Annotated in this window: 20 protein-coding genes; 9 read left to right on the top strand and 11 right to left on the bottom strand. The window is 63.0% G+C overall.

The window, feature by feature from the left end; all coding sequences use genetic code 11:
* The first annotated feature begins 43 nt into the window (after positions 1–43).
* Positions 44–670, top strand: a complete 627-nt coding sequence (ribB, locus tag ACE3TQ_RS10450; RefSeq protein ID WP_374582075.1) for a 3,4-dihydroxy-2-butanone-4-phosphate synthase — start codon at positions 44–46, stop codon at positions 668–670.
* Here the strand turns inward: ribB and ACE3TQ_RS10455 are convergent.
* The 6 genes from ACE3TQ_RS10455 to ACE3TQ_RS10480 form a co-directional block, all read right to left on the bottom strand.
* Entirely contained in the window at positions 611–1,330 is a 720-nt protein-coding gene (locus ACE3TQ_RS10455) for an aquaporin (protein ID WP_374582076.1), read from the bottom strand. The two genes, ribB and ACE3TQ_RS10455, sit on opposite strands and share 60 nt — an antisense overlap.
* Positions 1,327–3,672 (bottom strand): xanthine dehydrogenase molybdopterin binding subunit, encoded by a 2,346-nt coding sequence (gene xdhB / locus ACE3TQ_RS10460; RefSeq protein ID WP_374582077.1) that lies wholly within the window; start codon positions 3,670–3,672, stop codon positions 1,327–1,329. The genes ACE3TQ_RS10455 and xdhB overlap by 4 nt, the downstream gene beginning before the upstream one ends.
* Positions 3,669–5,156 (bottom strand): xanthine dehydrogenase small subunit, encoded by a 1,488-nt coding sequence (gene xdhA, locus ACE3TQ_RS10465; RefSeq protein WP_374582078.1) that lies wholly within the window; start codon positions 5,154–5,156, stop codon positions 3,669–3,671. The genes xdhB and xdhA overlap by 4 nt, the downstream gene beginning before the upstream one ends.
* Positions 5,157–5,173: 17 nt before the next feature.
* Entirely contained in the window at positions 5,174–6,475 is a 1,302-nt protein-coding gene (locus ACE3TQ_RS10470) for an NCS2 family permease (RefSeq protein ID WP_374582079.1), read from the bottom strand.
* An 83-nt stretch (positions 6,476–6,558) separates the two neighbouring features.
* Positions 6,559–8,355: an allantoate amidohydrolase gene (locus ACE3TQ_RS10475; protein ID WP_374582080.1), complete on the bottom strand. Its 1,797-nt coding sequence runs from the start codon at positions 8,353–8,355 to the stop codon at positions 6,559–6,561.
* A gap of 112 nt (positions 8,356–8,467) precedes the next feature.
* Positions 8,468–9,403 carry a LysR family transcriptional regulator gene (locus tag ACE3TQ_RS10480; RefSeq protein WP_374582082.1) on the bottom strand — a complete coding sequence of 312 codons (936 nt, stop codon included), beginning with the start codon at positions 9,401–9,403 and terminating at the stop codon, positions 8,468–8,470.
* A gap of 232 nt (positions 9,404–9,635) precedes the next feature.
* On the opposite strand from ACE3TQ_RS10480, the gene ACE3TQ_RS10485 reads away from it, so the two are divergent.
* The 3 genes from ACE3TQ_RS10485 (at position 9,636) to ACE3TQ_RS10495 (ending at position 14,150) form a co-directional block, all read left to right on the top strand.
* Complete coding sequence (locus tag ACE3TQ_RS10485) at positions 9,636–10,913, top strand: urate hydroxylase PuuD (protein WP_374582083.1); 1,278 nt, start codon at positions 9,636–9,638, stop codon at positions 10,911–10,913.
* 17 nt (positions 10,914–10,930) lie between these two features.
* A complete protein-coding gene (hutH, locus tag ACE3TQ_RS10490; RefSeq protein WP_374582084.1) occupies positions 10,931–12,553 on the top strand; it encodes a histidine ammonia-lyase in 1,623 nt (540 codons plus the stop codon).
* Positions 12,554–12,821: 268 nt separating this feature from the next.
* Positions 12,822–14,150, top strand: coding sequence for a hypothetical protein (locus ACE3TQ_RS10495; protein WP_374582085.1), 1,329 nt, complete (start codon positions 12,822–12,824; stop codon positions 14,148–14,150).
* 197 nt (positions 14,151–14,347) lie between these two features.
* Here ACE3TQ_RS10495 and ACE3TQ_RS10500 read toward each other — a convergent pair whose 3' ends face one another.
* Positions 14,348–15,421 carry a PHB depolymerase family esterase gene (locus tag ACE3TQ_RS10500; protein ID WP_374582086.1) on the bottom strand — a complete coding sequence of 358 codons (1,074 nt, stop codon included), beginning with the start codon at positions 15,419–15,421 and terminating at the stop codon, positions 14,348–14,350.
* Positions 15,422–15,622: 201 nt separating this feature from the next.
* Between ACE3TQ_RS10500 and ACE3TQ_RS10505 the strand changes: the two genes are divergently transcribed.
* A complete protein-coding gene (locus ACE3TQ_RS10505) occupies positions 15,623–15,949 on the top strand; it encodes a DUF3060 domain-containing protein (protein WP_374582087.1) in 327 nt (108 codons plus the stop codon).
* 137 nt (positions 15,950–16,086) lie between these two features.
* On the opposite strand, the gene ACE3TQ_RS10510 is transcribed toward ACE3TQ_RS10505, so the two are convergent.
* From ACE3TQ_RS10510 to ACE3TQ_RS10520, 3 genes are all read right to left on the bottom strand, one after another.
* Positions 16,087–17,454 carry an 8-oxoguanine deaminase gene (locus tag ACE3TQ_RS10510; RefSeq protein ID WP_374582088.1) on the bottom strand — a complete coding sequence of 456 codons (1,368 nt, stop codon included), beginning with the start codon at positions 17,452–17,454 and terminating at the stop codon, positions 16,087–16,089.
* A 75-nt stretch (positions 17,455–17,529) separates the two neighbouring features.
* A complete protein-coding gene (locus ACE3TQ_RS10515) occupies positions 17,530–18,882 on the bottom strand; it encodes a uracil-xanthine permease family protein (protein ID WP_374582089.1) in 1,353 nt (450 codons plus the stop codon).
* Between the two features lie 61 nt (positions 18,883–18,943).
* Positions 18,944–19,765 carry an outer envelope protein gene (locus tag ACE3TQ_RS10520; protein WP_374582090.1) on the bottom strand — a complete coding sequence of 274 codons (822 nt, stop codon included), beginning with the start codon at positions 19,763–19,765 and terminating at the stop codon, positions 18,944–18,946.
* A gap of 128 nt (positions 19,766–19,893) precedes the next feature.
* On the opposite strand from ACE3TQ_RS10520, the gene uraH reads away from it, so the two are divergent.
* The 4 genes from uraH to ACE3TQ_RS10540 all read left to right on the top strand — a co-directional run bounded on the left by uraH (position 19,894) and on the right by ACE3TQ_RS10540 (position 22,651).
* Positions 19,894–20,247: a hydroxyisourate hydrolase gene (uraH, locus tag ACE3TQ_RS10525; protein WP_374582138.1), complete on the top strand. Its 354-nt coding sequence runs from the start codon at positions 19,894–19,896 to the stop codon at positions 20,245–20,247.
* 3 nt (positions 20,248–20,250) lie between these two features.
* Positions 20,251–21,555, top strand: coding sequence for a guanine deaminase (gene guaD, locus ACE3TQ_RS10530; RefSeq protein ID WP_374582091.1), 1,305 nt, complete (start codon positions 20,251–20,253; stop codon positions 21,553–21,555).
* Positions 21,556–21,700: 145 nt separating this feature from the next.
* Positions 21,701–22,039: a hypothetical protein gene (locus ACE3TQ_RS10535; protein WP_374582092.1), complete on the top strand. Its 339-nt coding sequence runs from the start codon at positions 21,701–21,703 to the stop codon at positions 22,037–22,039.
* 51 nt (positions 22,040–22,090) lie between these two features.
* Positions 22,091–22,651, top strand: a complete 561-nt coding sequence (locus tag ACE3TQ_RS10540; protein WP_374582093.1) for a hypothetical protein — start codon at positions 22,091–22,093, stop codon at positions 22,649–22,651.
* Positions 22,652–22,840: 189 nt separating this feature from the next.
* Here the strand turns inward: ACE3TQ_RS10540 and pyk are convergent, their stop codons facing one another.
* A complete protein-coding gene (gene pyk / locus ACE3TQ_RS10545; RefSeq protein ID WP_374582094.1) occupies positions 22,841–24,262 on the bottom strand; it encodes a pyruvate kinase in 1,422 nt (473 codons plus the stop codon).
* Positions 24,263–24,271: the final 9 nt, after the last annotated feature.

The following is a 24,271-nucleotide window of genomic DNA, read 5'->3' on the forward strand; positions in this document are numbered from 1 at the left end:
CCCTGGAGCGTTTTTCGTTAACTTTTAGCGAGGAGCGTTTCCTATGTTGTCCCCTGCAACCCCTGTAGCATCCCGTATCCACGCCGCGCTGGAAGCCATGCGCGCCGGCGTTCCCGTCATCCTGCTCGACGACTTCGACCGCGAGAACGAAGCGGACCTGATCGTCGCCACCGACCGCCTCACCGTCGAAACCATGGCCCTGATGATCCGCGAATGCAGCGGCATTGTCTGCCTGTGCCTGACCGCCGACAAGGTGCGCGAACTGGAGCTGGCGCCCATGGCTTCCGAGAACGGCAGCAAATACGGCACCCCGTTCACGGTATCCATCGAAGCGCGCGAGGGCGTGACGACCGGCGTTTCCGCCGCCGACCGCGTCACCACCATCCGCGCCGCCACCGCGCCCAACGCACGCCCGGAGGACGTGGTGCGTCCCGGCCATGTGTTCCCGCTGCGCGCAGCGCCAGGCGGCGTGCTGGAGCGCGCCGGCCACACCGAAGGCTCGGTCGACCTGGCGCGCCTGGCCGGCCTGGCGCCTTACGCCGTGCTGTGCGAGCTGATGAACCCCGACGGAACGATGATGCGCGGCGAAGCGATCGAACAGTTCGCCGCGCTACACGGCATGCCGATCCTGACCATCGCAGAACTGATCGCGTGGCGCCAGCGCGGCTGATGTAGCTGCCGGGCGATGCAGCCACCCGAAAAAGGCGGTGGCTGCCAATGCGCCCAGCAGCTGGGCGGCGATATAGCCGGTGACGTCGCCCAGGCGGATGCCGGCCACGCTGTCCGTCGCCGCCCGCGCCAGCGTCAGCGCGGGGTTGGCGAACGAAGACGAGGCAGTGAACCAGTAACCGGCAACAATGTAGGCTGCGACGGCGAACGGCGCCAGGGCGGGCCGCTTGTGCGCGCAGCCCATGCCCACTGCCAGCAGGCCGAAAGTGGCGACGAATTCGCTCCACCATAGACTGCCGCCAGTGCGCGCCAGGGTGGCGCTGGCGAAGGCCGGCGCGCCGAACATCAGGTGGGCTGCCGCCACACCGGCGAAGGCGCCGCAGGTCTGCGCGGCGGTGTAGGCGGCGGCCTCGCGCCATGCCATTGTTCCGCGCCACGCCGCCGACAGGGTGACGGCCGGGTTGAGGTGGGCGCCGGAAATGTCGCCAAACGCCAGCAGCAATGCCAGCAGGCCGGCGCCGGAGGCGAGGGCGTTGGCCAGCAGGGCGAGCGCGGCATTGCCGCCGGCCAGGCGCCCGGCCATGATGGCGGAACCCACCACCATGGCCAGCAGCAGGGCCGTGCCGAGGGCTTCCGCCGCGAGGCGGCGCGCCCGGGTCATGCCAGCGCGCGCACCGCGTCCACCGCATCCAGGATCGCTTCGCCGGTGGCGGGCGCGCGCAGCGGCGGGTTGACGCGGTAGTCGCCGACCGAGGCGATGGCGTCGCGGATGGCCAGGAAGACCGAGAACGGCAGCAGCAGCGGCGGTTCGCCGACCGCCTTGGAGCGGTGGATGCTGTCGAAGGCGTTGCGGTTCCTGAACAGGCGTACGTTGAAGTTGTCAGGGCAGTCCGACACGGCGGGGATCTTGTAGGTCGACGGCGCGTGGGTCATCAGCTTGCCCTGGCCGTTCCACCACAGTTCTTCCGTCGTCAGCCAGCCCATGCCCTGGATGAAGGCGCCTTCCACCTGGCCGACATCGATGGCCGGGTTGAGCGAATTGCCGGCGTCGTACAGACAGTCGGCCTGCAGCAGCTTCCATTCGCCGGTCAGGGTATCGACGATCACTTCCGACACCGAGGCGCCGTAGGCGTAATAGCCGAAGGGGTTGCCGCTCATGGTTTCGCGGTCCCAGCTCAGGCCCGGGGTGGCGTAGAAGCCATCCGACCAGAGCTGGACGCGCGCCAGGTAGGCCTTTTGCACCAGGTCGGCGAAAGGCAGCACGGTTTCGCCAGCGAACACGGTGCCGTTGGCCAGCACCACCTCGGACGAGGCGACGCCGAACGAGCGCGCGGCGAATTCCACCAGGCGCTGGCGCAGCGTGGCGGCGGCGTCCTGCGCGGCTTTGCCGTTCAGGTCCGCGCCGGTGGAAGCGGCGGTGGCGGAGGTGTTGGCGACCTTGCTGGTGTCGGTGGCGGAGGCGCGCACGCGCGACAGCGGGATGCCCAGTTCATGCGCCACCACCTGGCACACCTTGGTATTGATGCCCTGGCCCATTTCGGTGCCGCCGTGGTTCACCAGCACCGAGCCGTCGGTGTAGATGTGCACCAGCGCGCCGGCCTGGTTGAAGTGGGTGACGTTGAAGGCGATACCGAACTTGACCGGCGTCAGCGCCAGGCCCTTTTTCAGCACCGGGCTGGCTGCGTTGAAGGCGCGCACGGCGTCGCGGCGGGCGCGGTAGGCGGAATCGTCCTCCAGTTGCGCCACCAGGTCGTGGATCACATTGTCCACCACCTTCTGGCCGTACTGCGTGACGTTGCGGCCTTCCTCGTCGTTGCGGCCATAGAAGTTGACCTTGCGCACGTCCAGCGCATCCTTGCCCAGGTTGCGCGCGATTTCGTCGACGATGTATTCGATGGCGATGGCGCCCTGCGGACCGCCGAAGCCGCGGAAGGCGGTGTTGGACTGGGTGTTGGTCTTGCCCGCCATGGCGCGGATGTCGCAGTCCGACAGGTAGTAGGTATTGTCGAAGTGGCAGATGGCGCGCGTGGCGACCGGCGCCGACAGGTCGGCCGAGAAGCCGGCGCGCGTCACCATCTGCACTTTGGCGGCGGTAATCTGCCCCCGGTCGTCGTAGCCGATCTCGTACTCGTAGTAGAAGCAGTGGCGTTTGCCGGTCACCATCATGTCGTCGTCGCGGTCGGCGCGCAGCTTGACGGGGCGCTTCAGGCGGGCGGCGCTGACGGCGGCGCAGGCGGCCCACAGTGCGGACTGCGACTCCTTGCCGCCAAAGCCGCCGCCCATGCGGCGGCATTCCACCACCACCGCGTGCGATGGGTAGTGCAGGGCATGCGCTACCACATGCTGCATTTCGGTCGGATGCTGGGTGGAGCAGTAAACGTGCATGCCGTTGCCTTCCTTCGGCACGGCGTAGGAGATCTGCCCTTCCAGGTAGAACTGCTCCTGGCCGCCCACATGCAGGGTGCCTTTCAGGATGTTCGGCGAACGCTCGAAGGCCGCCTGCGCGTCGCCGCGCGTCAGGCGCATCGGCGGCACCACGAAGGACTCGGCGTCGCGCGCCGCCTGCGGCGTGAGGATGGCGGGCAGCTCCTCGTACTGGACGTCGGCCTTGCGCGCCGCACGGCGCGCGTTATCGTGGGTGTCGGCTACCACGATAAAGATCGGCTGGCCGACGTACTCGACCTTTTGTTCGGCCAGGATAGGGTCGTCGTGGATGATCGGACCGCAGTCGTTGGTGCCCGGTATGTCCTGGTAGGTGAAGACGGCCACCACGCCCGGCATGGCGCGCACGGCGTCGAAATTGAGCGAAACGATGCGTGCGTGCGCCTTGGTCGACAGGCCGAGCGCGGCGTGCAGCGTGCCTTGCGCCTCGGGGATGTCGTCGGTGTAGACCGCTTCGCCCAGCACGTGCAGGATGGCCGATTCATGCGGGTGGCTTTGGCCGACTTCGGCCCAGCCTTTGGCGGCGCCGATGGTCATGAACGGTTCGGACTTGCTGTTCATGCAGCGGCTCCTTCCTTGAATGCGTAAGCGTTGACGTAGGTGTTCGGCAGCGCGTCTTGCGGACGGGTCTCCAGCCAGAAGCGGCGCAGCAGGTTCTGCGCGGTGCGCATACGGTAGTTGGCGGAGGCGCGCATATCGCTCAGCGGCGTGTAGTCGCGCGCCAGGGCATCCATGCCGGCGCGCAGGGTGGCTTCGTTCCACGGCTGGCCATTGATGGCGGCTTCCGCCTGCGGCGCGCGGCGCGAGGTGGCTGCCATGCCGCCGTAGGCGATGTGGGCGTTGCGCACCACGCCGCCTTCGAGCTCGATGGCGAACGCGGCGCAGACGGCGGAAATGTCCTGGTCGTAGCGCTTGGCCAGCTTGTAGGTGCGGAATTGCTGGCCGGTTTTCGGCGCCGGGATGCGCACCGCCTCCACGAACTCGCCCGGCTGCCAGTCCTTCTTCATGTAGTCGAGGTAGAAGTCCTGCAGCAGCAGGACGCGCTGGCCCTTGTCCGAGCGCAGCACGATCTCGGCGCCTAGCACGATCATCCACGGCGCCGAATCGCCGATCGGCGAACCGTTGGCGACGCTGCCGCCCAGGGTGCCGGTGCTGCGGATCGGCTGCGAGGCGAAACGCTGCCACAGCTCGTGCAGCGAGTCGTTCGGGTACAGCGCGAGGACGGCGCGGTAGGCGTCGTCCAGCGAGACGGCGGCGCCGATTTCCAGCTTGCCGTCCACGGTGGCGATGCGGTGCAGCTCCTGCACCTGGCGCGTGTAGATCACGTCGCCCAGGTTGCGCATCTGCTTGGTGACCCACAGGCCGACGTCGGTGGAGCCGGCCAGGATGGTGGCGGCCGGCTTGGCGGCGCGCAGGGCCGTCATTTCAGCCAGCGTGCGCGGGGCGTGGAAAGTCTGTCCGTCGTGGGTGTAGCTGAACATGCTGTCTCGTTGCAGGCCTTGCAGGGTGCTTTTCAGTGCGGCGCGGTCGAAGCCGACCGCCGGCAGCTCGCCCATGCGGGCGGCGGCGTCGATAATGGGGCGGTAACCGGTGCAGCGGCACAGGTTACCGGACAATGTCTCGTCGATCGTCTTGCGGCACGGTGGCTGGCTGCTGCCCTCCTGCTTCAGGTACAGACTCCACAAGGACATGGCGAAGCCGGGCGTGCAGAAGCCGCATTGCGAGCCGTGGCATTCCACCAGGGCTTCCTGCACGGGATGCAGGCCGCCATCGGGCTGTTTCAGGTCTTCCACCGTGAAGACCGCCTTGCCGTCCAGCGTGGGCAGGAACTGGATGCACGAATTGACGTTGCGCAGTTCCAGTTCACCGTCCACCAGCGAGCCGACGACGACGGTGCAGGCGCCGCAGTCGCCTTCGGCGCAGCCCTCCTTGGTGCCGGTGCAGTGCAGGTCCTCCCGCAGGTGCTGCAGCAGGGTGCGGGTGGGGGCGGCGGAATCGACTTCCTGCACGCGCCCCTGGTAGAAGAAACGAATCGGTTGGGACATCTTTACTACTCCTTGCTTCAACCTGGGATGTAAATCAATTTGAACAGGAACACGCCAGCGACACACCAGATCATGGCGCTGACTTCTTTGTATTTCCCGGTCAGGAGTTTCAGGCCGGCGTAGCTGATGAAGCCCAGCGCCAGGCCGTTGGCGATCGAATAGGTGAACGGCATGACCAGCGCGGTGACGACAGCCGGCACGCTCTCGGTGGTCTCCGCCCAGTTGACCTCGGCCAGTTCGCGCAGCATCAGGCAGGCGACGAAGAACAGGGCAGGGGCGGTGGCATAACCCGGCACCACGCCGGCCAGCGGCGCGATGAACAGCGCGGCCAGGAACAGCATGGCCACGGTGACGGAGGTCAGGCCGGTGCGCCCGCCCGCCTGCACGCCCGCCGCGCTTTCGATGAAGGCGGTGGTGCTGGAGGTGCCCATGACGGAGCCGGCGATAATGGCGCCGGAATCGGCCAGCAGGGCCTTGTTCATATTCTTCGGCAGTTTGCCGTCTTTCATCAGGCCGGCGCGCTGGGCCACACCCATCAGGGTACCGGTGGCGTCGAACAGTTCGACCAGGAAGAACACCATCACCACGGTGAACAGGCCGTGCGACACGGCACCCACGATATCGAGCTGCATGGCCGTTGGCGCGATGGACGGCGGCGCTGACACAACGCCATGGAACTCATTCCCGCCGAAGAAGAAGCTGAGGACGGTGACCGTCATGATGCCGATCAGCAGGGCACCGGTCACGCGCAGGCGGTCCAGCGCAACGATGACCAGGAAGCCGACGATGGCCAGGATAGGCGCCGGCTTGTGCAGGTCGCCCATGGTGACGAAGGTGGCCGGGCTGGAGACAACGATGCCGGCATTTTTCAGCGAGATCAGCGCCAGGAATAGGCCGACGCCCGCCGGAATGGCGATGCGCAGCGACTGCGGGATGGCGTTCATGATCTGCTCGCGGATGCGCAGCAGGCTGACGATCATGAAGCAGCAGCCGGAAATGAACACCGCACCCAGCGCGGCCTGCCACGGAAAGCCCATGCCCTGCACCACGCCGTAGGCGAAGTAAGCATTCAGGCCCATGCCGGGCGCCAGGCCGATAGGGAAGTTGGCATACAGGCCCATGATCAGGGTGCCGACGGCGGCTGCGACGCAGGTCGCCACAAAGACCGCATCCTTGGGCATGCCCGCATCGCCCAGGATGGATGGGTTGACGAAGATGATGTAGGCCATCGTCAGGAAGGTGGTGAGTCCGGCCAGGACTTCGGTGCGCACGTTGGTGCCGTGCTCACTGAGCTTGAAATAGTTTTCCAGGAATTGCATTTTGCTTTGTCTCCGTTTAGTTTTTTTCGCCCGAAACTCCGCCTCTCCGGGCGGACAAATGTGGCGTCCTCGCGCTGCGTTGATCAGGTTTCGCTGACGGCCTCCTTTTCAGCTGGGGTGCTGTTGTGCGCGCGGAACTGGCGCAGGAAGGAGAGCAGGATGCGCGCCGACAGGTCGGCATCATCGTCGGTCATGGTCTCCAGCGGGTTGTGGCTGATGCCGCCGTTGCCGCAGCGCGTGAAGAGCATGGCGACGTCGGTCACGCGCGCCATCAGCATGGCGTCGTGGCCGGCACCGGATGCCAGCTCGAAAGCCGGAATACCGTGGCGTTCCGTGGCGGCGGCCAGCTGTTCCATCAGCCATGGCGCACATGGCGCGCAATCGGCAGCCACGGTCTGCTCAATTTCATATGTGATGTGGCGGGATTCGCACACTTTTTCGATGTGGGCCAGGATGTCGGCCACGGCGGCGTCGCGCGCCTCGTTGTTGGCGGCGCGGATATCGAGCGAGAGGGTACAGGCGCCCGGGATGACGTTGGTGGAGCCGTTCGGCACCTGCAGCTGGCCGACGGTGCCGACCAGGGCCGATTCCTGGTCGCGCGCGCAGCGCTGCTCGACGTACAGCACGATTTCGGCAGCGGCAACGGCGGCATCCTTGCGCATCGGCATAGGGGTGGTGCCGGCGTGGCTGGCCACGCCTTTGAGGTTGACCAGGTAACGCTTGCTGCCCGCGATAGAGGTGACGATGCCGACCGGCAGGCCGCGCTCCAGCAGCACCGGGCCCTGTTCGATATGCACCTCCACAAAGCCCAGCAGCTCGGCCGGATCGCGCGCAATGGCGGCGATGCTGTTCACGTCCTGGCCCGCTTCCGTCAGCACGTCGCGCAGGGCGATGCCGTCGCGGTCGCGCAGGTCCAGCAGCTTGGGATCGAACTGGCCGATCACGGCGCTGCTGCCGAGGAAGGTGCTCTTGAAGCGCACGCCTTCCTCCTCCGCAAAGCCGATCACCTCCAGATGGAAGGGCAGCGTTTCGCCATGTTCATGCAGGTGCTTGACGACCGCGATGGCGGTCAGGATGCCCTGGCGGCCGTCGTATTTGCCGCCGTTTCGCACCGTGTCGTAATGCGAGCCGGTGAGCAGGGTGCGCGCCTGCGGATCGGTCGAGAGGTAGCGGCCCACCACATTGCCCACCGCATCGATATGGGCATGCATGCCGGCTTCGCGCATCCACTGCGCCAGCTGCACGGCGGTGCGGCGGTGGGTCGGCGTCATATAGGTGCAGGTCAGGCCCTGCTCGTCCTCGCTCCAGGCGCCGATCTCCTCGGACCAGGCCATGATGTCGCGCCCCATGTGCGGCACGTACTGCAGCACCGCGTTCAGGCGCATTTCCGCGATGCGGTGGATCTGGCGCAACGCCTCGCGCTGCTCATCCTCCACCTGATTGCGCAGGCGGCGGCGGAAGGCGGCGATGATGGCCTGGCGCGACAGGCCCTTGCCGTCGCCGCCTTTCACCGCCAGGATGAAGGGGAAGCCGAACCTGGCGTTGTAGGCTGCGTTCAGTTCCTGCAGGGCGGCGAATTCCTCCGGCGTGCACAGGTTCAGGCCCGCCTTGGACTGCTCACCGGTGGATTCCGGCGTCAGCTCGCCCGCCACCGCAGCCTTGCCCGCCAGCTCCGGGTGGGCGCGGATCAGGCTCATTTGCTCGTCGTAGGTAGCGCGCGAGACCACCTTCTGCAGGCCCAGTTTCAGTTCATCGATGGTGCGGAAAGGGCGCTGGGCGGCCGCGCGCTGCGGAATCCAGGGCGAATGCTCGTACAGCCCGTGCAGCAGTTCGGTGAAGGTATCGGCATCGCAGTTGTTCAGTTGCTTGAGGCTCGTCATCGTGCATCGGGCCGCCGCTGGCAGCGGCCCGCTCCATGTTGGGTATTCGGGGAATGTTGAATTGATATTAGATGCCCGGCGCGCCCGAGTTATATCGCTGGGCTGATATCGCCTATTTCTGCATCAGCCGCGCGGCCGCGCTGACCTGGGCGCGCAGCCACTTATGCTCGGTGGCGTGGTGGGCGCGCTCGTGCCATAGCTGGTAAAAGCTCAGGGGAGGGAAGTCCAGCGGCACTTTGTAGGACTTCAAACCCAGCAAATTTTCATAGAAGCTGGCGAACTGCTTGCCCGATGTGAGCACCAGATCCGTTTGCTGGACGATGTAGGGCAGCATGCGAAAGTGTGCCGATTCCACAACAATATTCCGCTCCATATTCTTCTCGGCCAGGAAGGAATCGATATTGCCGTGGTAGCCGGGCAGGATCTGCGCTGGTCCGACATGAGGCAGCATCAGGTATTCCTCCGGCGTCATGCCGTCTTTCGCGGTGCGCCGCGCATAGGCGCTGTTGGCGCGCATCAGGCACACGATCGGGTCGTCGAACAGCTTGGATATATGAAGGTGCTGGGGCGGTTCGTCCCAGTTGCCGACCACCAGGTCCAGCTCCCCATCCGACAGCAGGCGCACGTAATCGACATCCGGAACCAGCGAATGGATAACCAGCCGGCTCTTGGGCGACTCGCGCCGCAGGCGGGCGATCACCTCGGTGAAGAACTGCGTGTTCATATAGTCCGGCGCCGCGATATGGAAGGTGCGCGCCTGCTCGGCCGGCACAAAGGCGGTTTTGGGGCTGAACAGGCTCTCCGCCTCGTCCAGGATGCGTTTCGCGGTCTTCAACAGGCTCTCGCCGTGTTGCGTCGGCACCATACCGCGCCCGCCGCGCACCAGCAGCGGATCGCCGGTCAGATCGCGCAGCTTGCGCAGCGAGCCCGAGATGGAGGGCTGCGGCTGGTTCAGTTTGAGGGCCACACGCGACACGTTTTTCTCCACCAGCAGCAGGTAAAGAATGCGGATCAGATGGATATCGAGATGCTCAGGCAACCTGGACATGGGGGTCTCCGAATATTAGTTATTTAGATTTATGCATGAAAGGGTCGCACCTTCCGGGCCGTCAAACTATATGTTTTCCGCTATGCGAGTTATATACGAAACAGAAGGTCTCCCGCGCCCGCAACCGATATCGTTCCATCCACGCTGGTCGTAGCGGCAGCGATACAACGACCGTTTGGTCCATCTGAATTGCCCGCCAGAGGCAGATGGACAGACTCTCAGGAAGAAAAACATGGAGACATTATTCGGACCCTATGGGGTGGAGTGGCTAAACCTGCTGGTACGCTGGCTGCACCTGATCACCGGGATCGCCTGGATCGGCGCCTCGTTCTACTTCGTCTGGTTGGACAACTCGATCCGCCCGCCCAAGCCCGGCAGCCCGCTGGCCAAGAAAGGCGTGAGCGGCGAACTGTGGGCCGTGCACGGCGGCGGCTTCTACAACCCGCAGAAGTACCTCGTCGCCCCGGAAGAACTGCCGGAAGACCTGCACTGGTTCAAATGGGAAGCCTACGCCACCTGGATCAGCGGCTTTGCCATGCTGTTCATCGTCTACTACTTCAACGCCTCGGCCATGATGATCGACAAGAGCGTGGCCGACCTCACGTCCCTGCAGGCGATCGGCGTCGGCCTTGGCACCCTGGCCGGCGGCTGGCTCGTGTACGACGCGCTGTGCAAGACCAAGCTCGGAGAAAAGCCCGCCGCACTGGGCGTGGTGCTGTTCGTGCTGATCGTCGCCGCCGCCTATGTATTGACCCACACCCTGAGCGGCCGCGCCGCCTACATCCACGTCGGCGCCATGATTGGCACCATGATGGTCGGTAACGTGCTGTTCGTGATCATCCCCGGCCAGCGCAAGCTGGTGGAAGCGATGGAACGCGGCGAATCGCCCGACCCGATCTACGGCAAGCGCGCCAAAGTACGCTCGGTGCACAACAACTACTTCACGCTGCCGGTGCTGCTGATCATGATCAGCAACCACTACGCGATGACCTACAGCCACGCCTACAGCTGGCTGGTGCTGGCCGCCATCATGGCAGCCGGTGTTCTGATCCGCCACTTCTTCAACCTGCGCCATGCAGGCAAGGTATCGCCGGCGTACCCGATTGCAGGCGTGATCCTGCTGGCCGCAGTCGCTGTAGCGATTGCACCAGCGCCGCGCAAGGCAGTCGCCGCGCAAGCTGCCGCCGGCGCCGATGCCACCGCGCACGCCGCCCATGGCCCCGCCACCGGCGCACAGGGCGCAGCGCCAGTCCAGGCCACGCTGGCCAGCGTGCACCAGGTAATGGCCGCGCGCTGCGCTTCGTGCCACTCCGCCGCACCGACGCAGGCCGGCTTCGCCTCCGCCCCCGGAGGCGTCATGCTCGACACGCCGGAGCAGGTGAAGCAGCACGCCGCCAAGATCTACCAGCGCGCAGTGCAGAACAAAGATATGCCGCTGGCGAACATGACCCACATGACGGACGCCGAACGCGCAATGGTCGGCACCTGGTTCGAAGCAGGCGTCAACTGAAAGTAAAGGAAAGAGAAATGAGCAACGTAACTATCGACGGCTTCAACCTGACAGCGGAAGACGTGCTGGCCGTCGCCCGCAACGGCGCCAAGGTCGAACTCTCCGCCACCTCGCGCGCCGCCCTCAAGGAAAGCCGCGACTACATCGAATCGACCTGGATGCACGACGAAGCACCGATGATGTACAGTTTTAATACCGGCGTCGGCCTGCTGAAAGACACCCGCATCAAGGTCGAGCACATTGAGTTGTTCCAGACGCAGCTGATCAAAGCCCACAGCGGCGGCATCGGCGAACCGTTCTCCGAAGAAGTCGGCCGCGCCACCATGCTGTTGCGCGCCAACGCCTTCGCCAGCAACTATTCCGCCCCGCGCGTGGAAGTGGTGGACCGCCTGCTGGCCTTCATCAACGCCGGCATCCACCCGATCATGCCGCAGAAAGGCTCGGTCGGCGCCTCCGGCGACCTGGCCCCGCTGGCCTACCTGGCCGCCGCCGTAGCAGGTTTCGACGAAGCTGAAGTGATGTACAAAGGCGTGCGCATGCCCGCCGCCGAAGCCATCACCAAAGCCGAAATCGGCCCCGTCAAGTTCGACCTCAAAGCCAAAGACGCCTCCGCCCTGATCAACGGCTGCACCGCCTCGCTGGCGGTCGCCGTGCTGGCCGCCAAAGACGCGCGTGATTTGTTGACCGACGCCTGCCTCTCGCTCGGCCTGACGCTGGAAGCCATGCGCGCCGAAATGTCCGCCTTCGACCCACGCATCCAGCAAGCCCGCCCGCACCCTGGCCAGATCAAGACCGCCGCCGTGGTACGCAAGCTGCTGAAAGGCTCCACCCGCACCAGCCACGAAGCGCGCGCCGTGCAATTCCCCGATGAACTGCGCCGCACCGACATTCCCTACACCCCGCGCATCCAGGACGTCTACTCGCTGCGCTGCACACCGCAAGTGTATGGCCCCGTGTTCGACGCGCTGGATTACATCGACAACATCGTCAAGAACGAGATCAACTCCGCCACCGACAACCCGCTCATTTTCGGCAAAGATGGCGGCGGCTTCGAGATTATCTCCGGCGGCAACTTCCACGGCCAATACCTGGCGCAGGCGATGGACTTGCTGGCCATGGCCATCACCGACCTTGGCAGCATCTGCGAACGCCGCGTCGCCCGCCTGATCGACCCGACGCTATCGTGGGGGCTGCCGCGCAACCTCATGTCCGGGCTGCGCGGCGTGAACACCGGCTACCCGGTGGTGCAATGCTCGCTCAGCTCACTGGTGATGGAAAACCGCACGTTGTCGATGCCCGGCAGCGTCGACTCCATCCCATCGAAGGGCAATAGCGAAGACCACATTTCCAACTCCACCTGGTGCGCCCGCAAGGCCCACACCGTGGTGCAGAACACCCAGTACATTGTGGGCGTAGAGATGCTGCTGGCCGCGCAAGCGCTGACGATGACCGAAGGGCTGCTGCCCGGCTTCAAGCTCGGCGAAGGCACACAAGCCGCATACGACGAGATCCGCAAGCAGATCCCCGCCTGCCTGGAGGGCGACCGCTGGTTCCACAACGACATCCAGGTAGCGCACAGCTTCGTCACCAGCGGAACGGTGCGCCAAGCTGTCACAGCCAAGGTGGGGGAGTTCGTCTAAGGCCAGTTGCCCAAAAAACCGGTGCCAAAAACCGGTGCCGGTGCCAAAAACCGGTGCCAGGTCTGTCATTTGGACACGCGAGATGCTTCTTTGATCTACCTCAATACAAAAAAATTGCACCTTTTGCGTATTGAGAAAAATCAAATGATAGCGTTAGCTGTCCAAATGACAGACCTGGCACCGGTTTTGGGGGCAGGGAAAGTAGATGATTTCGTCTAAGGTGGAAATTGGTGATTCTTTACTGGCGGCAAGATGGTAATCTCGCGCCATGAAAATTCAGACTCTGAAATCGATATTACTGAAGGTGGTGATGGGACTGGTTCTACTAGCTGTCCTGTCGCTATTAGTCCTAGTCCTTATAAACAGCAGAGATGAAAAGCCTTCCGCCGCAACGCTCAGTTTGACTAAGATCGCGGACAGCGCGCCGTCGATCAATGATACCGAGAATGCCTTCATCTATGTGATGGGGTTCGATGCCCCAGATGACGTCGAGCCCATGCCTGCAGGCGTCGCGAAGGTCGCGCAGTTGCGGTCGTTTATGGCCGCTGCTGGAACCCACGACCTGCCCCCTTCATCCGGTAACGCACGCCCGAATGCCGAGAAGCGAGATCCGCAACTGAACCAGCTCGCGGCAGTCTGCAAGAACGACAATCGCGGCTGTGCAAGCGAGATCCAGCGTTCCGTCGAGCACATTGAACACTGGATGCAAGCGCATGCGAAACTGATTCAACGCTATGAAAGTTTGCTGGAGTTCCGCCAATGGCATGAGTTGTGGCCAAGCGACCCCCGAACGCCGCATGCACCGTTCCGGCAAGTGCTGGAAGCCCAGCGCCTGGCACTGCTGAAAGCTTGGTTACGGGCGGACAAGGGCGACCAGTCGGGGAGTGTGCAACTGCTCGAAAAAGACCTGCAGTTCTGGCGCATGGTCCTGCGGGAAAGCTCCAGTGTCATCGTCAAGACGATCGCAGCGCGCGGTCTTGAGCAACATTTCGCGCTGGGAAACCTTGTTTCGCGCCGCATACAAGCTGCCCCACACGGTTGGCAAGTACCGTTCTCGCAGTCCGAACGCTCAATGGCGAAAGTCATGGCCAATGAATGGAAGTTCTTCAACCTGCATATGCAGCAAGCGGCAAGCGAGCTTGCGGGCGAGAGCAAATGGTCTGCGTTGCCTGGACAATTTACGTTCCAGCCGCAGGCGACCAGCAACACCCATGCGGAGCACATGCTTGGTTTGGCCAAGGTGTTCGATCTTGAGGTTGCGGCGATTCCCGCTGCTGTAGCAAAGTTGGCCGAATCCACGTCGCATTCACGCATCTACAACCCGGTCGGCAATGTGCTGGTAGAAGTGGGCGATCCGCAGTTGTTCGCCAAATATGGCTACCAGGTGGCTGACCTGGAAGGCATGCGCAGGATGGCATTACTGGCGTCCCAACTGCGCCGCGAGGGGGCCACGGCCGAAGGCGTGTTGGCCGGCACCGGGACGAGCAAGCTGCGCGATCCGTACGATGGAAGCAGCTACGCTTGGATTCAGGAGAGTGGCACTTTGGCCTTCCACCGACCACATTCGCGCAGGCCTGATTTCGAATTGCTGTACTGAGAAATGCCAGAACCGGTGCCCAAAAACCGGTGCCAGGTCTGTCATTCGGACAGCGAAGCCATTTGTTTGATTTTTCTCAATACGCGAATACGGAGTTATTATCGTATTGAGGAAGATCAAATGATAGCGTTAGCTGTCCAAATGACAGACCTGGCACCGGTTTTAGAACCGGTTTTTTGACGGCGGCTTTAGCGCCCTTAGCGCCGGTGCTTCGCGAGGAAGTCGAGAACCATGCGGCTGGCGTCCGGACCGGGCTTTGCGTTGAAACGAAGCGTCGGGTCGCCGCCGCTCCAGGCGTGCCCCAGGCCTTCAATATGGGCGACGCGCAAGATGACTTTTCGCCCTGTTGCGTAATCCTGGATCAGGTGTGCATGGCGTGAACCGTTGCGGACGGCCGGCTTGCTGTCCACGCGGGTTGGCTGCGCGCCTTCCATTCCATTCAGCAGCAACCATTGGTGCACCAGCTGCTGCTGGTTCACGGGGCGCACCACGCGGTCGTCGCTGCCCTGGATGAGCAGGGCGGGCATGGCCGGCATGCCGTCTGCGCTTCGGCGCTGAAGCAGATGCCTGATTGCTGCCGTAGCCTGCACTCCATCGCCATGGTGCATTACGCGCAAGGCTCCGCCAGAGCCGTGTCCGGCGCCGAAAATTGGACCAGAGTGCATCGCTACGGCGGCAATCAGCTCGGGATGGTTTATTGCCAGCACCGCCGCCATCCCCGCGCCCGCCGACAGGCCGCAGGCGTAGATGCGACGGCGGTCAATCGGGTACTGTTCGCAAATGCTGCGCACGAGGTTCGCCAGCATGGCAGTCTCGGCCTCGCCCCGTTGCACGGCCGGTTCGTACCAACGCCAGCAGCGGTGCGCCTGCGTCCGCAACGCTTGCTGGGGATACAGCACGGCAAAGCCTTTTTGTTCGGCCAGCCAGTTCATGCGTGTGCCTTGGGCAAACTCGGTGGCGCTTTGCTGGCAGCCGTGCAGCATGACAAGCAACGGCAAGCCGGGTGTTGTCGCTTCGCCCGTGGGACGGTCGGGCAGGTACAGCCAGTAAGCCATGCGCTGTCCCTGGCTGTAGGTGTATTGCGCCAACCATTTCCCGGGAGCGGTCTGGGGCGCGGGCCGCGTCGGCTTTCGAAGTTCCAGCTGGGCGGCGGTTTTCGCTGCGGTCTTGGCCCGTCCCTTGCGTGCAGGTTTGCGCGGTTTGGGTGTGGTTGCTGCGACCAGGCGGGCCAGGCTGCGCAGCAATCTGAGTCCCGGAAGGGGCTTTGCCATGACTTCTCCTGCGCGTTATGTTGCGCTGCAATATATTCTGGGCGGCGCGCAAAGTCCGTGCGATGGCGAACGGTGTGTTTTTCTACCGTGCTCCACTGGTCTGGGCAATCCTCTAGCATTGCCATTCCTATAATTATTGCGAGAGTCAGTATGTTTTTGAAACCATTAAGGGTGGTTGGTGTTTGCGCGGCGTTGCTCGTGATGGGCGGCGCTGTAGCACAGGAAGATGCGGTGGGTGAGGTGGAATTGACGGATAAGCTGATCAGCATCAGCGGCAGCGGCCACCAGCGCACTTTCGCTTGCGACGGCCGCAAACTGGAAGTCGTCGGCACCGGCCACACCATCACGGCTACCGGTGTATGCAGTTCGGTCGAGATCCTGGGCGTAGGGAATGTGGTAAACGTGGAGGTGGCCCCGAAAGGCCGGCTTTCGATTACTGGCACTGACCACACTGTTCGCTGGAAGTCCCAGGGCAAGATCGCGCAAAGCGTGACCGGCACCGGCCACCGCGTCACCCGAATCAACTAGGCGAAGTTCGGGGTCAAGTTCGGGGTCAGGTCTGACATTCGGACACAGAGGACCAACCTTTGACAAATCTCAATACGCAAAATCGACTACTTTTGCGTATTGAGAAATATCAAATGATTGCGCTAGCTGTCCGATTGTCAGACCTGACCCCGAATTTGGGCGAGGTTGGTGGCGAGCTGGTTGTGGCGTTCGATCACCAGCGGGAGGTCGATGGTTTGCAGGATGCCGTCCTTTACCACGACCTTGCCGTTGATGATGCTGTAGCTGACGTTCGCCGGCGTGCAGAACACCAGCGCGGCTACGGGGTCGTGCAGGGCGCCGGCGAAGCCGATCTGGTCGAGCTTGAACATGGCGATGTCGGCGGACATGCCGGGCTTTAGCGCTCCAATGTCGTCGCGGTTCAGCACTTTTGCGCCGCCGAGCGTGGCCAGTTCCAATGCCTGGCGTGCGGTCATGGCGTCGGGGCCGAAGCCAACCCGCTGCAGCAGCATCGCCTGGCGTGCTTCGCCCAGCATGTGGGCGCCGTCGTTGGAGGCGCTGCCGTCGACGCCCAGTCCGACCGGTACGCCGGCATCCACCATCTTGCGGATCGGGGCGATGCCGGAGGCCAGGCGCATGTTTGAGCAGGGGCAGTGGGCGACGCCCGTTCCCGTTCGGGCGAACAGGTAGACGCCGTCGTCGTCCAATTGCACGCAGTGGGCGTGCCAGACGTCATGGCCTACCCAGCCGCAGTCTTCGGCGTATTCGGCGGGCGTCATGTTGAACTTCTCGCGGCTGTAGGCGATGTCGTTGACGTTTTCCGCCAGGTGGGTGTGCAGGGAGACGCCGTAGCTGCGGGCGAGCGATGCGGCTTCTTTCATCAGGTCGCGCGAGACGGAGAACGGCGAGCAGGGGGCGACGACGATGCGTTGCATGGCGTGGCGTTCTGCGTCGTGATAAGTTTCGATCAGGCGCTGGGTGTCTTTGAGGATGGCTTCCTCATCTTCCACCACTCGGTCGGGCGGCAGGCCGCCTTTCGATTGGCCTACGCTCATGGCGCCGCGGGCGGCGTGGAAGCGCATGCCGATCTTGCCGGCGGCTTCGATGCTGTCATCCAGCTTGCAGTCGTTCGGGTAGATGTACAGGTGGTCGCTGCTGGTTGTACAGCCGGAGAGGATCAGCTCGGACATCGCGGTCAGCGTCGAGACGTGCACCATCTCGGCCGTCAGGTTGGCCCAGATCGGGTAGAGGTTGGTGAGCCAGTTGAATAGCTCGCCGTCCTGCGCGGCGGGGATCACGCGCGTCAGGCTTTGGTACATGTGGTGATGGGTGTTGACCAGGCCGGGGATGACGACGTGTCCGGTGGCGTCGATCACTTCGTCGGCAGTTTGCGGCAGGTCGGCGCTAGCGCCAACCTGTTCGATCACATTGCCGCGCACGAAAATGGCGCCGTTGTCGATTTCGCGGCGCTGTTCGTCCATGGTGACGACAACGCGCGCATTCTTGATCAGTAGGGTTTTGGTCATTTGACTCGCTCGAAATGATTAAACACTGCGGAAACAATGCGCGCGGCACTGCGGAAACAATGTTGATGGTTTGGTTTAGCCGGCCTTTCGGATCAGCATGGGTTGGGGTACATCGTCTTCTTCGTCTTCGTCCACCACGGCGGCGGGGCGATCGGGCAGCACGAGGTTCAGCACGACCGCCATGATAGCGGCTGTGGAGATGCCGGAGCCGAAAATCTCGTGCACAAAGGGCGGCAGCTTGGACAGCAGTTCTGGTCGCACCGATACGGCCAGGCCGCAGCCGACGGAAACGGCGATCAGCAGGCCTGTGCGTTTGTCATGCTCGACGTGGGACAGCATCTGCACGCCGGCTGCGATGATCATGGCGAACATCATCAGGCCGGCGCCGCCCAGCACTGGCTGCGGGATCGTTACGACTACCGCGCCCAGCACGGGGAACAGGCCTGCCGCCGCCAGCATCACGCCGGTCAGCGCCACCACGTAGCGGCTTGCCACGCCGGTCAGCGAGATGACGCCGACATTCTGGGCAAAAGTTGATACCGGCGGTGCGCCCAGCACGGAGACGAAGGCGGAACCCAGGCCGTCGCACAGCACGCCGCGGCACAGCAGCTTGCCCTTCATCTTGGTGTTGGTGGCGGAACCGAGGGCCATGAAGGTACCGGTGGTTTCCACGATGGTGACGATGTAGGCGAGCGACATGGCGAGAATGCCGCTGATCGGGAAGGTCATGCCAAAGTGCAGCGGTTGCGGTACGGCGAAGACTGCTGCTTTCTGCACGGTGGAGAAGTCCACCAGGCCGAGGAACAGGCAAACGGCGTAGCCGATGGCGATGCCAATCACCACGGCAGCTGCGGAGATGATGCCTTTCCCGAACTGCACGAGCGCGATCACAACTGCCAGTACGAACAGGGCGATGCCAAGGTTAGTCGGGTCGCCGTAGCTGGCGCCGGCGCCTTTGCCGCCGGCGGCCCAGTCCACCGCGACGGGCACGAGGGACAGGCCGATCATCGTCACCACGACGGCGGTGACCTGGTGCGGGAACAGTTTGCGGATCTGCGGCATGAAGAAGCTGCCCAGGATCATGATCGCGGATCCCGCCAGCGAGGAGCCGAGGATGCCGGGCACGCCATGCTCAAAACCGATGCTGATGGCGGCGCCGACGAAGGCGAAGCTGGTGCCCATTACGCATGGCAGGCGGATGCCGACCGGTCCCACGCCAATGCATTGGATGGCGGTGACGATGCCGGAGCCGAGCAGGGCGGCGTTGACCAGCGCGACGATCTGGTCGGCGGGGAGCTTGAGGACGGCGCCGACCACCAGCGGCACGGCAATGATGCCTCCCAGTGCGGCAAGCATATGCTGGGCGGCCAGCAGGGTGGTCGTGATGGGAGGGGGACGGTCGTCCACTTTGTATAGCAGGTTGTTCATGGTGTCTCCATTTGTGCTATCCGGTTTATGGCAGGGTCAGGCCCTTTGGGCCTGCCCCGTCTTAGAAGTGGTACTCGGCGCGGATCATTGGCGTTTTGGCGGTGCTGCCGGGGATGTTATGCGGATTCCCGAACTTGTTGCGCCAGTATTGGTATTCGAGGCCGACCTTGAAAGTATTGGCCTTGGCGCCCAGGTGCGGGCTTACGTCATACATCACCTGCGCATCAATGTTCACCTCCGGCGACGTCTGCCCACCGAATTCGTCTTTGCCTTTCTGGCCGATCCAGTTGGCGAAGCCTTCGAAACTGAAGCCCGCACCAAGGGGGATACCCCAGGCGGCGCTCAGCATGGCGTGCGTGTCGTAGGAATAGCGTTTGGTGATGCCTTTCGGCTGGTTGCTTTCCCACAGGACCAGCAGGCTGACATTCAGGAAGCCCGGCACGTCCAGCATCAGGGTAGGGCCAGCCACCGCCATCCGCTTGCGCGAGTTGTAGCTGTCGTCGTTCTTGGTATTCCAGTCGAAGCCTGCGGTCAGGCCGACGCCGCGCACGGGACCGAATTTGAAGTCCTTGCCGGACACTTTGCCCAGGTCCAGTGTGTGGCGATACAACAAATAGGCCTCGTGGGCGTTGTTGTCGGTGCTGTCGGAGCGCAGGAAGTCGAGGTTCATGTAGTTGCCGCCGTATTTGTAACCGTCGGCATAAGTCCAGCTCAGGATCTGCTTGTTGATGTCTTTCGGGTTGTACGGTTCCGCGTACTTCGACCCGGCGCGGTAGCCAATCGAGGTGTCGCTCCATTCGGCGGCCATGGCTGGCTGGGCGCCCATGGCCAGGCCAAGAACGGCAATAGTCCCCGCCGCCGCGACGCGTAATGCTTGCTGCATGTTGTCTCCTGTATTTTTTGATATGGAATCCCGATTATGTCCGCCTGGCTCATGGTTGATATTCACGGGCGTGTATATATCGCGCGGGCCAGCCCTATAAGATCGACCCATCACTAAGAGGAGACATGATGGGCAAACTGAGTACACACGTCCTGGATATCACCCAGGGCAAACCCGGCGCGGGCGTGAAGGTGAAACTGTTCCGCGTGGACGGGGGCGAGAAGACGCTGCTGAAAACCGCCGTCACCAACCTGGACGGCCGCTGCGAGCAACCGTTGTTGGCTGGCGACGAGGTAAAGCGCGGCAAATATGAGCTGGTGTTCGCGGCGGGCGACTATTTCGCGGGCCAGGGCGTCAGCCTGCCGGACCCGCGCTTTGTTGACGAAGTGATCATCGCTTTCGGCATCGCCGATCCGGCGGCGAACTACCACGTGCCGATCGTGGTGTCGCCGTGGGCTTACTCGACTTACCGGGGAAGCTAAGCCATGCAGCAAGACGTCAAGGCGTTCCGCGCCAGCATCCTGTACTTCACGGCCGATCCTGCGCTCAGCGACAAGGCCCATTCCTGGCATGAGGACGGCCTGCTGGTGCTGCGCGACGGCCGTGTGCAGGCGGCGGGTGACTATGCGCAGCTGAAGGATACGCTGCCACCGGGCACCCAGCTGCGCGATTATCGCGGCAAGATCATCATGCCGGGCTTTATCGATACCCACATCCACTACCCGCAGACGGACATGATCGCATCGCCGGCGCCGGGCCTGCTGCCGTGGCTGGATACCTACACCTTCCCGACCGAACGCCAGTTCAAGGACCCGGCGCACGCGCGCGGGGTGGCGGATTTCTTCGTCAAAGAGCTGCTTCGTTGCGGCACCACCACAGCCATGGTGTACTGCACCGTGCACCAGGAGTCGGTGGATGCCTTCTTCGGCGCGGCGGAAGCCTATGACCTGCGCATGGCAGCTGGCAAAGTGATGATGGACCGGCACAGTCCCGAATTCCTGCAGGATACGGCGGAAAGCGGGGCGCGCGAGAGCGAGGAGCTGATCCACCGCTGGCACAACAAGGGTCGCAATATGTACGCCCTCACGCCGCGCTTCGCCCCGACGTCGACCGAGGCGCAACTGCAGATGTGCGGCGAACTGGCGCGCGCCTATCCGGACACCTACGTCCAGACCCACGTGGCCGAAAACACCGATGAAGTGGCATGGGTCAAATCGCTGTTCCCGGATGCTCGCAGCTACCTCGACGTCTACGACAAGGTCGGCCTGCTGCGCCCGCGCTCGATGTACGCGCATTGCATCTGGCTGGATAACGAAGACCGCGCGCGCATGGCCGCCACCGGCGCTGCCGTCTCCATGTGCGCGACCTCCAACCTGTTCCTCGGCAGCGGCCTGTTCGACTTCGCCGCGGCTGACCGCCAGCAGGTTGCGCTCTCGCTGGCGACCGACGTCGGCGGCGGCACGTCCTTCTCCATGCTGCAGACCATGAACGAAACCTACAAGGTCGCGCGCATGGGCGGCACCCACCTTCCGGCGCTGCGCATGTTCTACCTGGCCACGCTGGGCGGCGCGCGCAGCATGCAGCTGGAGGGCGTCGTCGGTAGCTTCGTGCCCGGCACCGAGGCGGACTTCATCGTCCTCGACCCGAAAGCCACGCCGCTGCTGGAGCGCCGCACCACGCGCTGCAACAGCCTGGAGGAACTGCTGTTCGCGCTGGCGCTGCTCGGCGACGACCGCACTATCGCCGCCACCTATGCCGCTGGTAAGCAGGTCCACCAGCGCGGCGAGTAATCTGTCTGCCTGCCGGCCGAGCATTCGCAACGCGCCGGCAATCCCACCTTGCGTGAGAATCTGCGCATTTTCTGCTTGAGCAAAATGATATTCTTCTGCCGGCCCGCACTCCTGCGGTCGAAAGATCTCAGATCACGCTCAATGCATGAAGACAATCCTGTTAGCCCTGACCTTGTTCTTTCCTTTTCTGGTGAACGCTGCGGATGTCTCATTGAAGGAAGGCCAGACATGGGCGTACACCGCCCGGCCAGGTGAAAGCGGCTCTACGCTGACGGTGCTCAAGATTGAGCAGTACAAGGACCTCGGGCAAGTGGTTCACGTCAGACTGGACGGCATACAGATGCGCAATCCCGTCAAGGGGAACATCATCACGGACATCCCCCATTTGCCGTTTCGCGCCTCTGCGGTGAAGCGAAGCGTAACAAAGCTTTTGCACCAGTCGTCGCCGGTCCCTGGTTTCAAGGACGGCTACGATATACGCTAATGTTGATTTGCTGTATTAAATTGAATTTTTTAAACCTGCTTAAATAAATTAATGTACAAAGAAATCAAGTCTTACTCAGTCGTTGCCTTATCTTTGGTAATTGCAAACTTAACCTCCGGTTGCGGTACATTGCCGACCTATGTTTCTTATGAGGGCGAACGACTTCCACCTTCATCTGAATCAAAAATTGTCGGGAATAATGATGAAAGTCATAAGCTCCTCAAAGGACTCAATCGATACGTCATGCTTGTGTGCGTCAACGGAAAGTCGACAAAAGGCCCGATACTTACCACCGCAGCAATTGCATATCCATTTGACGCAGCTTTGAAACCAGGTAGAAACTACGTCGGTGTGCTTTACGGCTACCTGGGCACATTTGCGGCGGGGAGCTTATGGCTGGACGCCGAACCCGGACACACTTATAAGGTAGAGCATAGTGTGTCCGAGAAAAAGGTTTATTTTTCGATACATGATGTTATTGATAATAAGGTGGTTGGAGGTGGTGTTGGAACGGAGCCTAGTGGTTCGGCTTTAGACATGAACTGTGACAAGGTGGTTGAAAAGGTTAAGGCAAGCGAGTCTCAATTTAGGTATGTAGAGATATACCGCTAGAGCTACTCAGATTTCACGATCAAGGCCGACGGGTGATGATTTCAATCTTCTTGGTCATCTCTAAGGACGTTTGCTGAGAATGGTTGCATTGAAGTTAACGGTTGTTCGTTTCCTGACGCTAGCCCTTCGTTAAAAAAAAGACGCCGGTTGGAGGACCGGCGTTAAAAGAGAAAGTCTGTACGGTGTTGCTTACTGCGGCCAGATCTCGGCCAGGCGCAGCAGGTTGGTGCTGCCGGGCTGGCCGAACGGCGTGCCGGCGGCGATGGCGATGTGGTCGCCGGGTTGGACGAAGCCTTCGCGCAGCGCGGTGCGGCAGGCTGCGGCGACCATTTCATCGACGCTGTTCACGTCTTTGCTGACGGTGCTGTGCACGCCCCAGGCGAGCGCCAGGCGGCGGGCGGTTTCGGGTTTTGGGGTGATGCTGACGATTGGCGCCATCGGGCGTTCGCGGGCTGTGCGCAGGCTACTGTGGCCTGATGTGGTGTAGGCGACCATGGCTTTGGCGCCCATGATGCGGGCGGCGTCGCGCATGGCGGCGCTGATGGCGTCGCCTTTGTTGGGCAGCGGTGCCTGGTGCTGGGCTTCGATCATGGCGGGGTACAGCGGGTCGCGTTCCACTTCGGAGATGATGCGGTTCATGATCGAGACGGCTTGCACCGGATACGCGCCGCTGGCGGATTCGGCGGACAGCATGACGGCGTCGGCGCCTTCGTAGACTGCGTTGGCGACGTCGGAGGCTTCGGCGCGGGTTGGCACCGGGGCGTTGACCATGGATTCGAGCATCTGCGTGGCGACCACCACTGGTTTGCCGTGCTTGCGGCACAGGCGCACGATGCGCTTTTGTACGCCGGGCACGCGTTCGGGCGGCAGCTCTACGCCCAGGTCGCCGCGTGCGACCATGATGGCGTCCGAGACGCGCACGATTTCTTCCAGGCGGTCCAACGCGGCGGGCTTTTCGAGCTTGGAGAGGACGCCGGCGCGGCCGGCTACGATCTCTTTGGCTTGCACTACGTCTTCTGGCAACTGCACGAAGGAGAGGGCGATCCAATCTACGCCGAGGCTTAACGCGAAATCCAGGTCGGCGCGGTCTTTGGTGGTGAGCGCGGGGATGGGCAGCACGGCGTCGGGTACGTTCACGCCTTTGCGGTCGGACAGCACGCCGCCGTTCACCACCCGGGTGCGGATGGTACCGGCGTCACTGGCGAGGACTTCGAGGCGAATGCGGCCATCATCGAGCAGCAGCGATTGGCCGGCGCTGACGGCGGCGAACAGTTCGGGGTGCGGCAGGCAGACGCGCGAGGCACTGCCGGGTGTCGGTGCCTGGTCCAATTGGAACTCGGCGCCTTCGCGCAGGGTGACTTTGCCGCCGTCGAACTGGCCGATGCGCAGCTTGGGCCCTTGCAGGTCGGCCAGGATGGCGATGGGCCTTCCCAGTTCGCGTTCGATGGAACGCACGATGCCGTAGCGGGCTGCGTGGTCGGCGTGGCTGCCGTGGCTGAAATTGAAGCGGAACACATCGGCCCCGGCTTCGAACAGCGCCTTGATGGTGGCGTGGTCGGAACTGGCCGGGCCCAGGGTGGCTACGATTTTGGCTTTGCGTTCTCGGCGCATGTTTGGGGG

This window comes from Pseudoduganella sp., assembly GCF_041914865.1.
GTDB lineage: Bacteria > Pseudomonadota > Gammaproteobacteria > Burkholderiales > Burkholderiaceae_D > Rugamonas.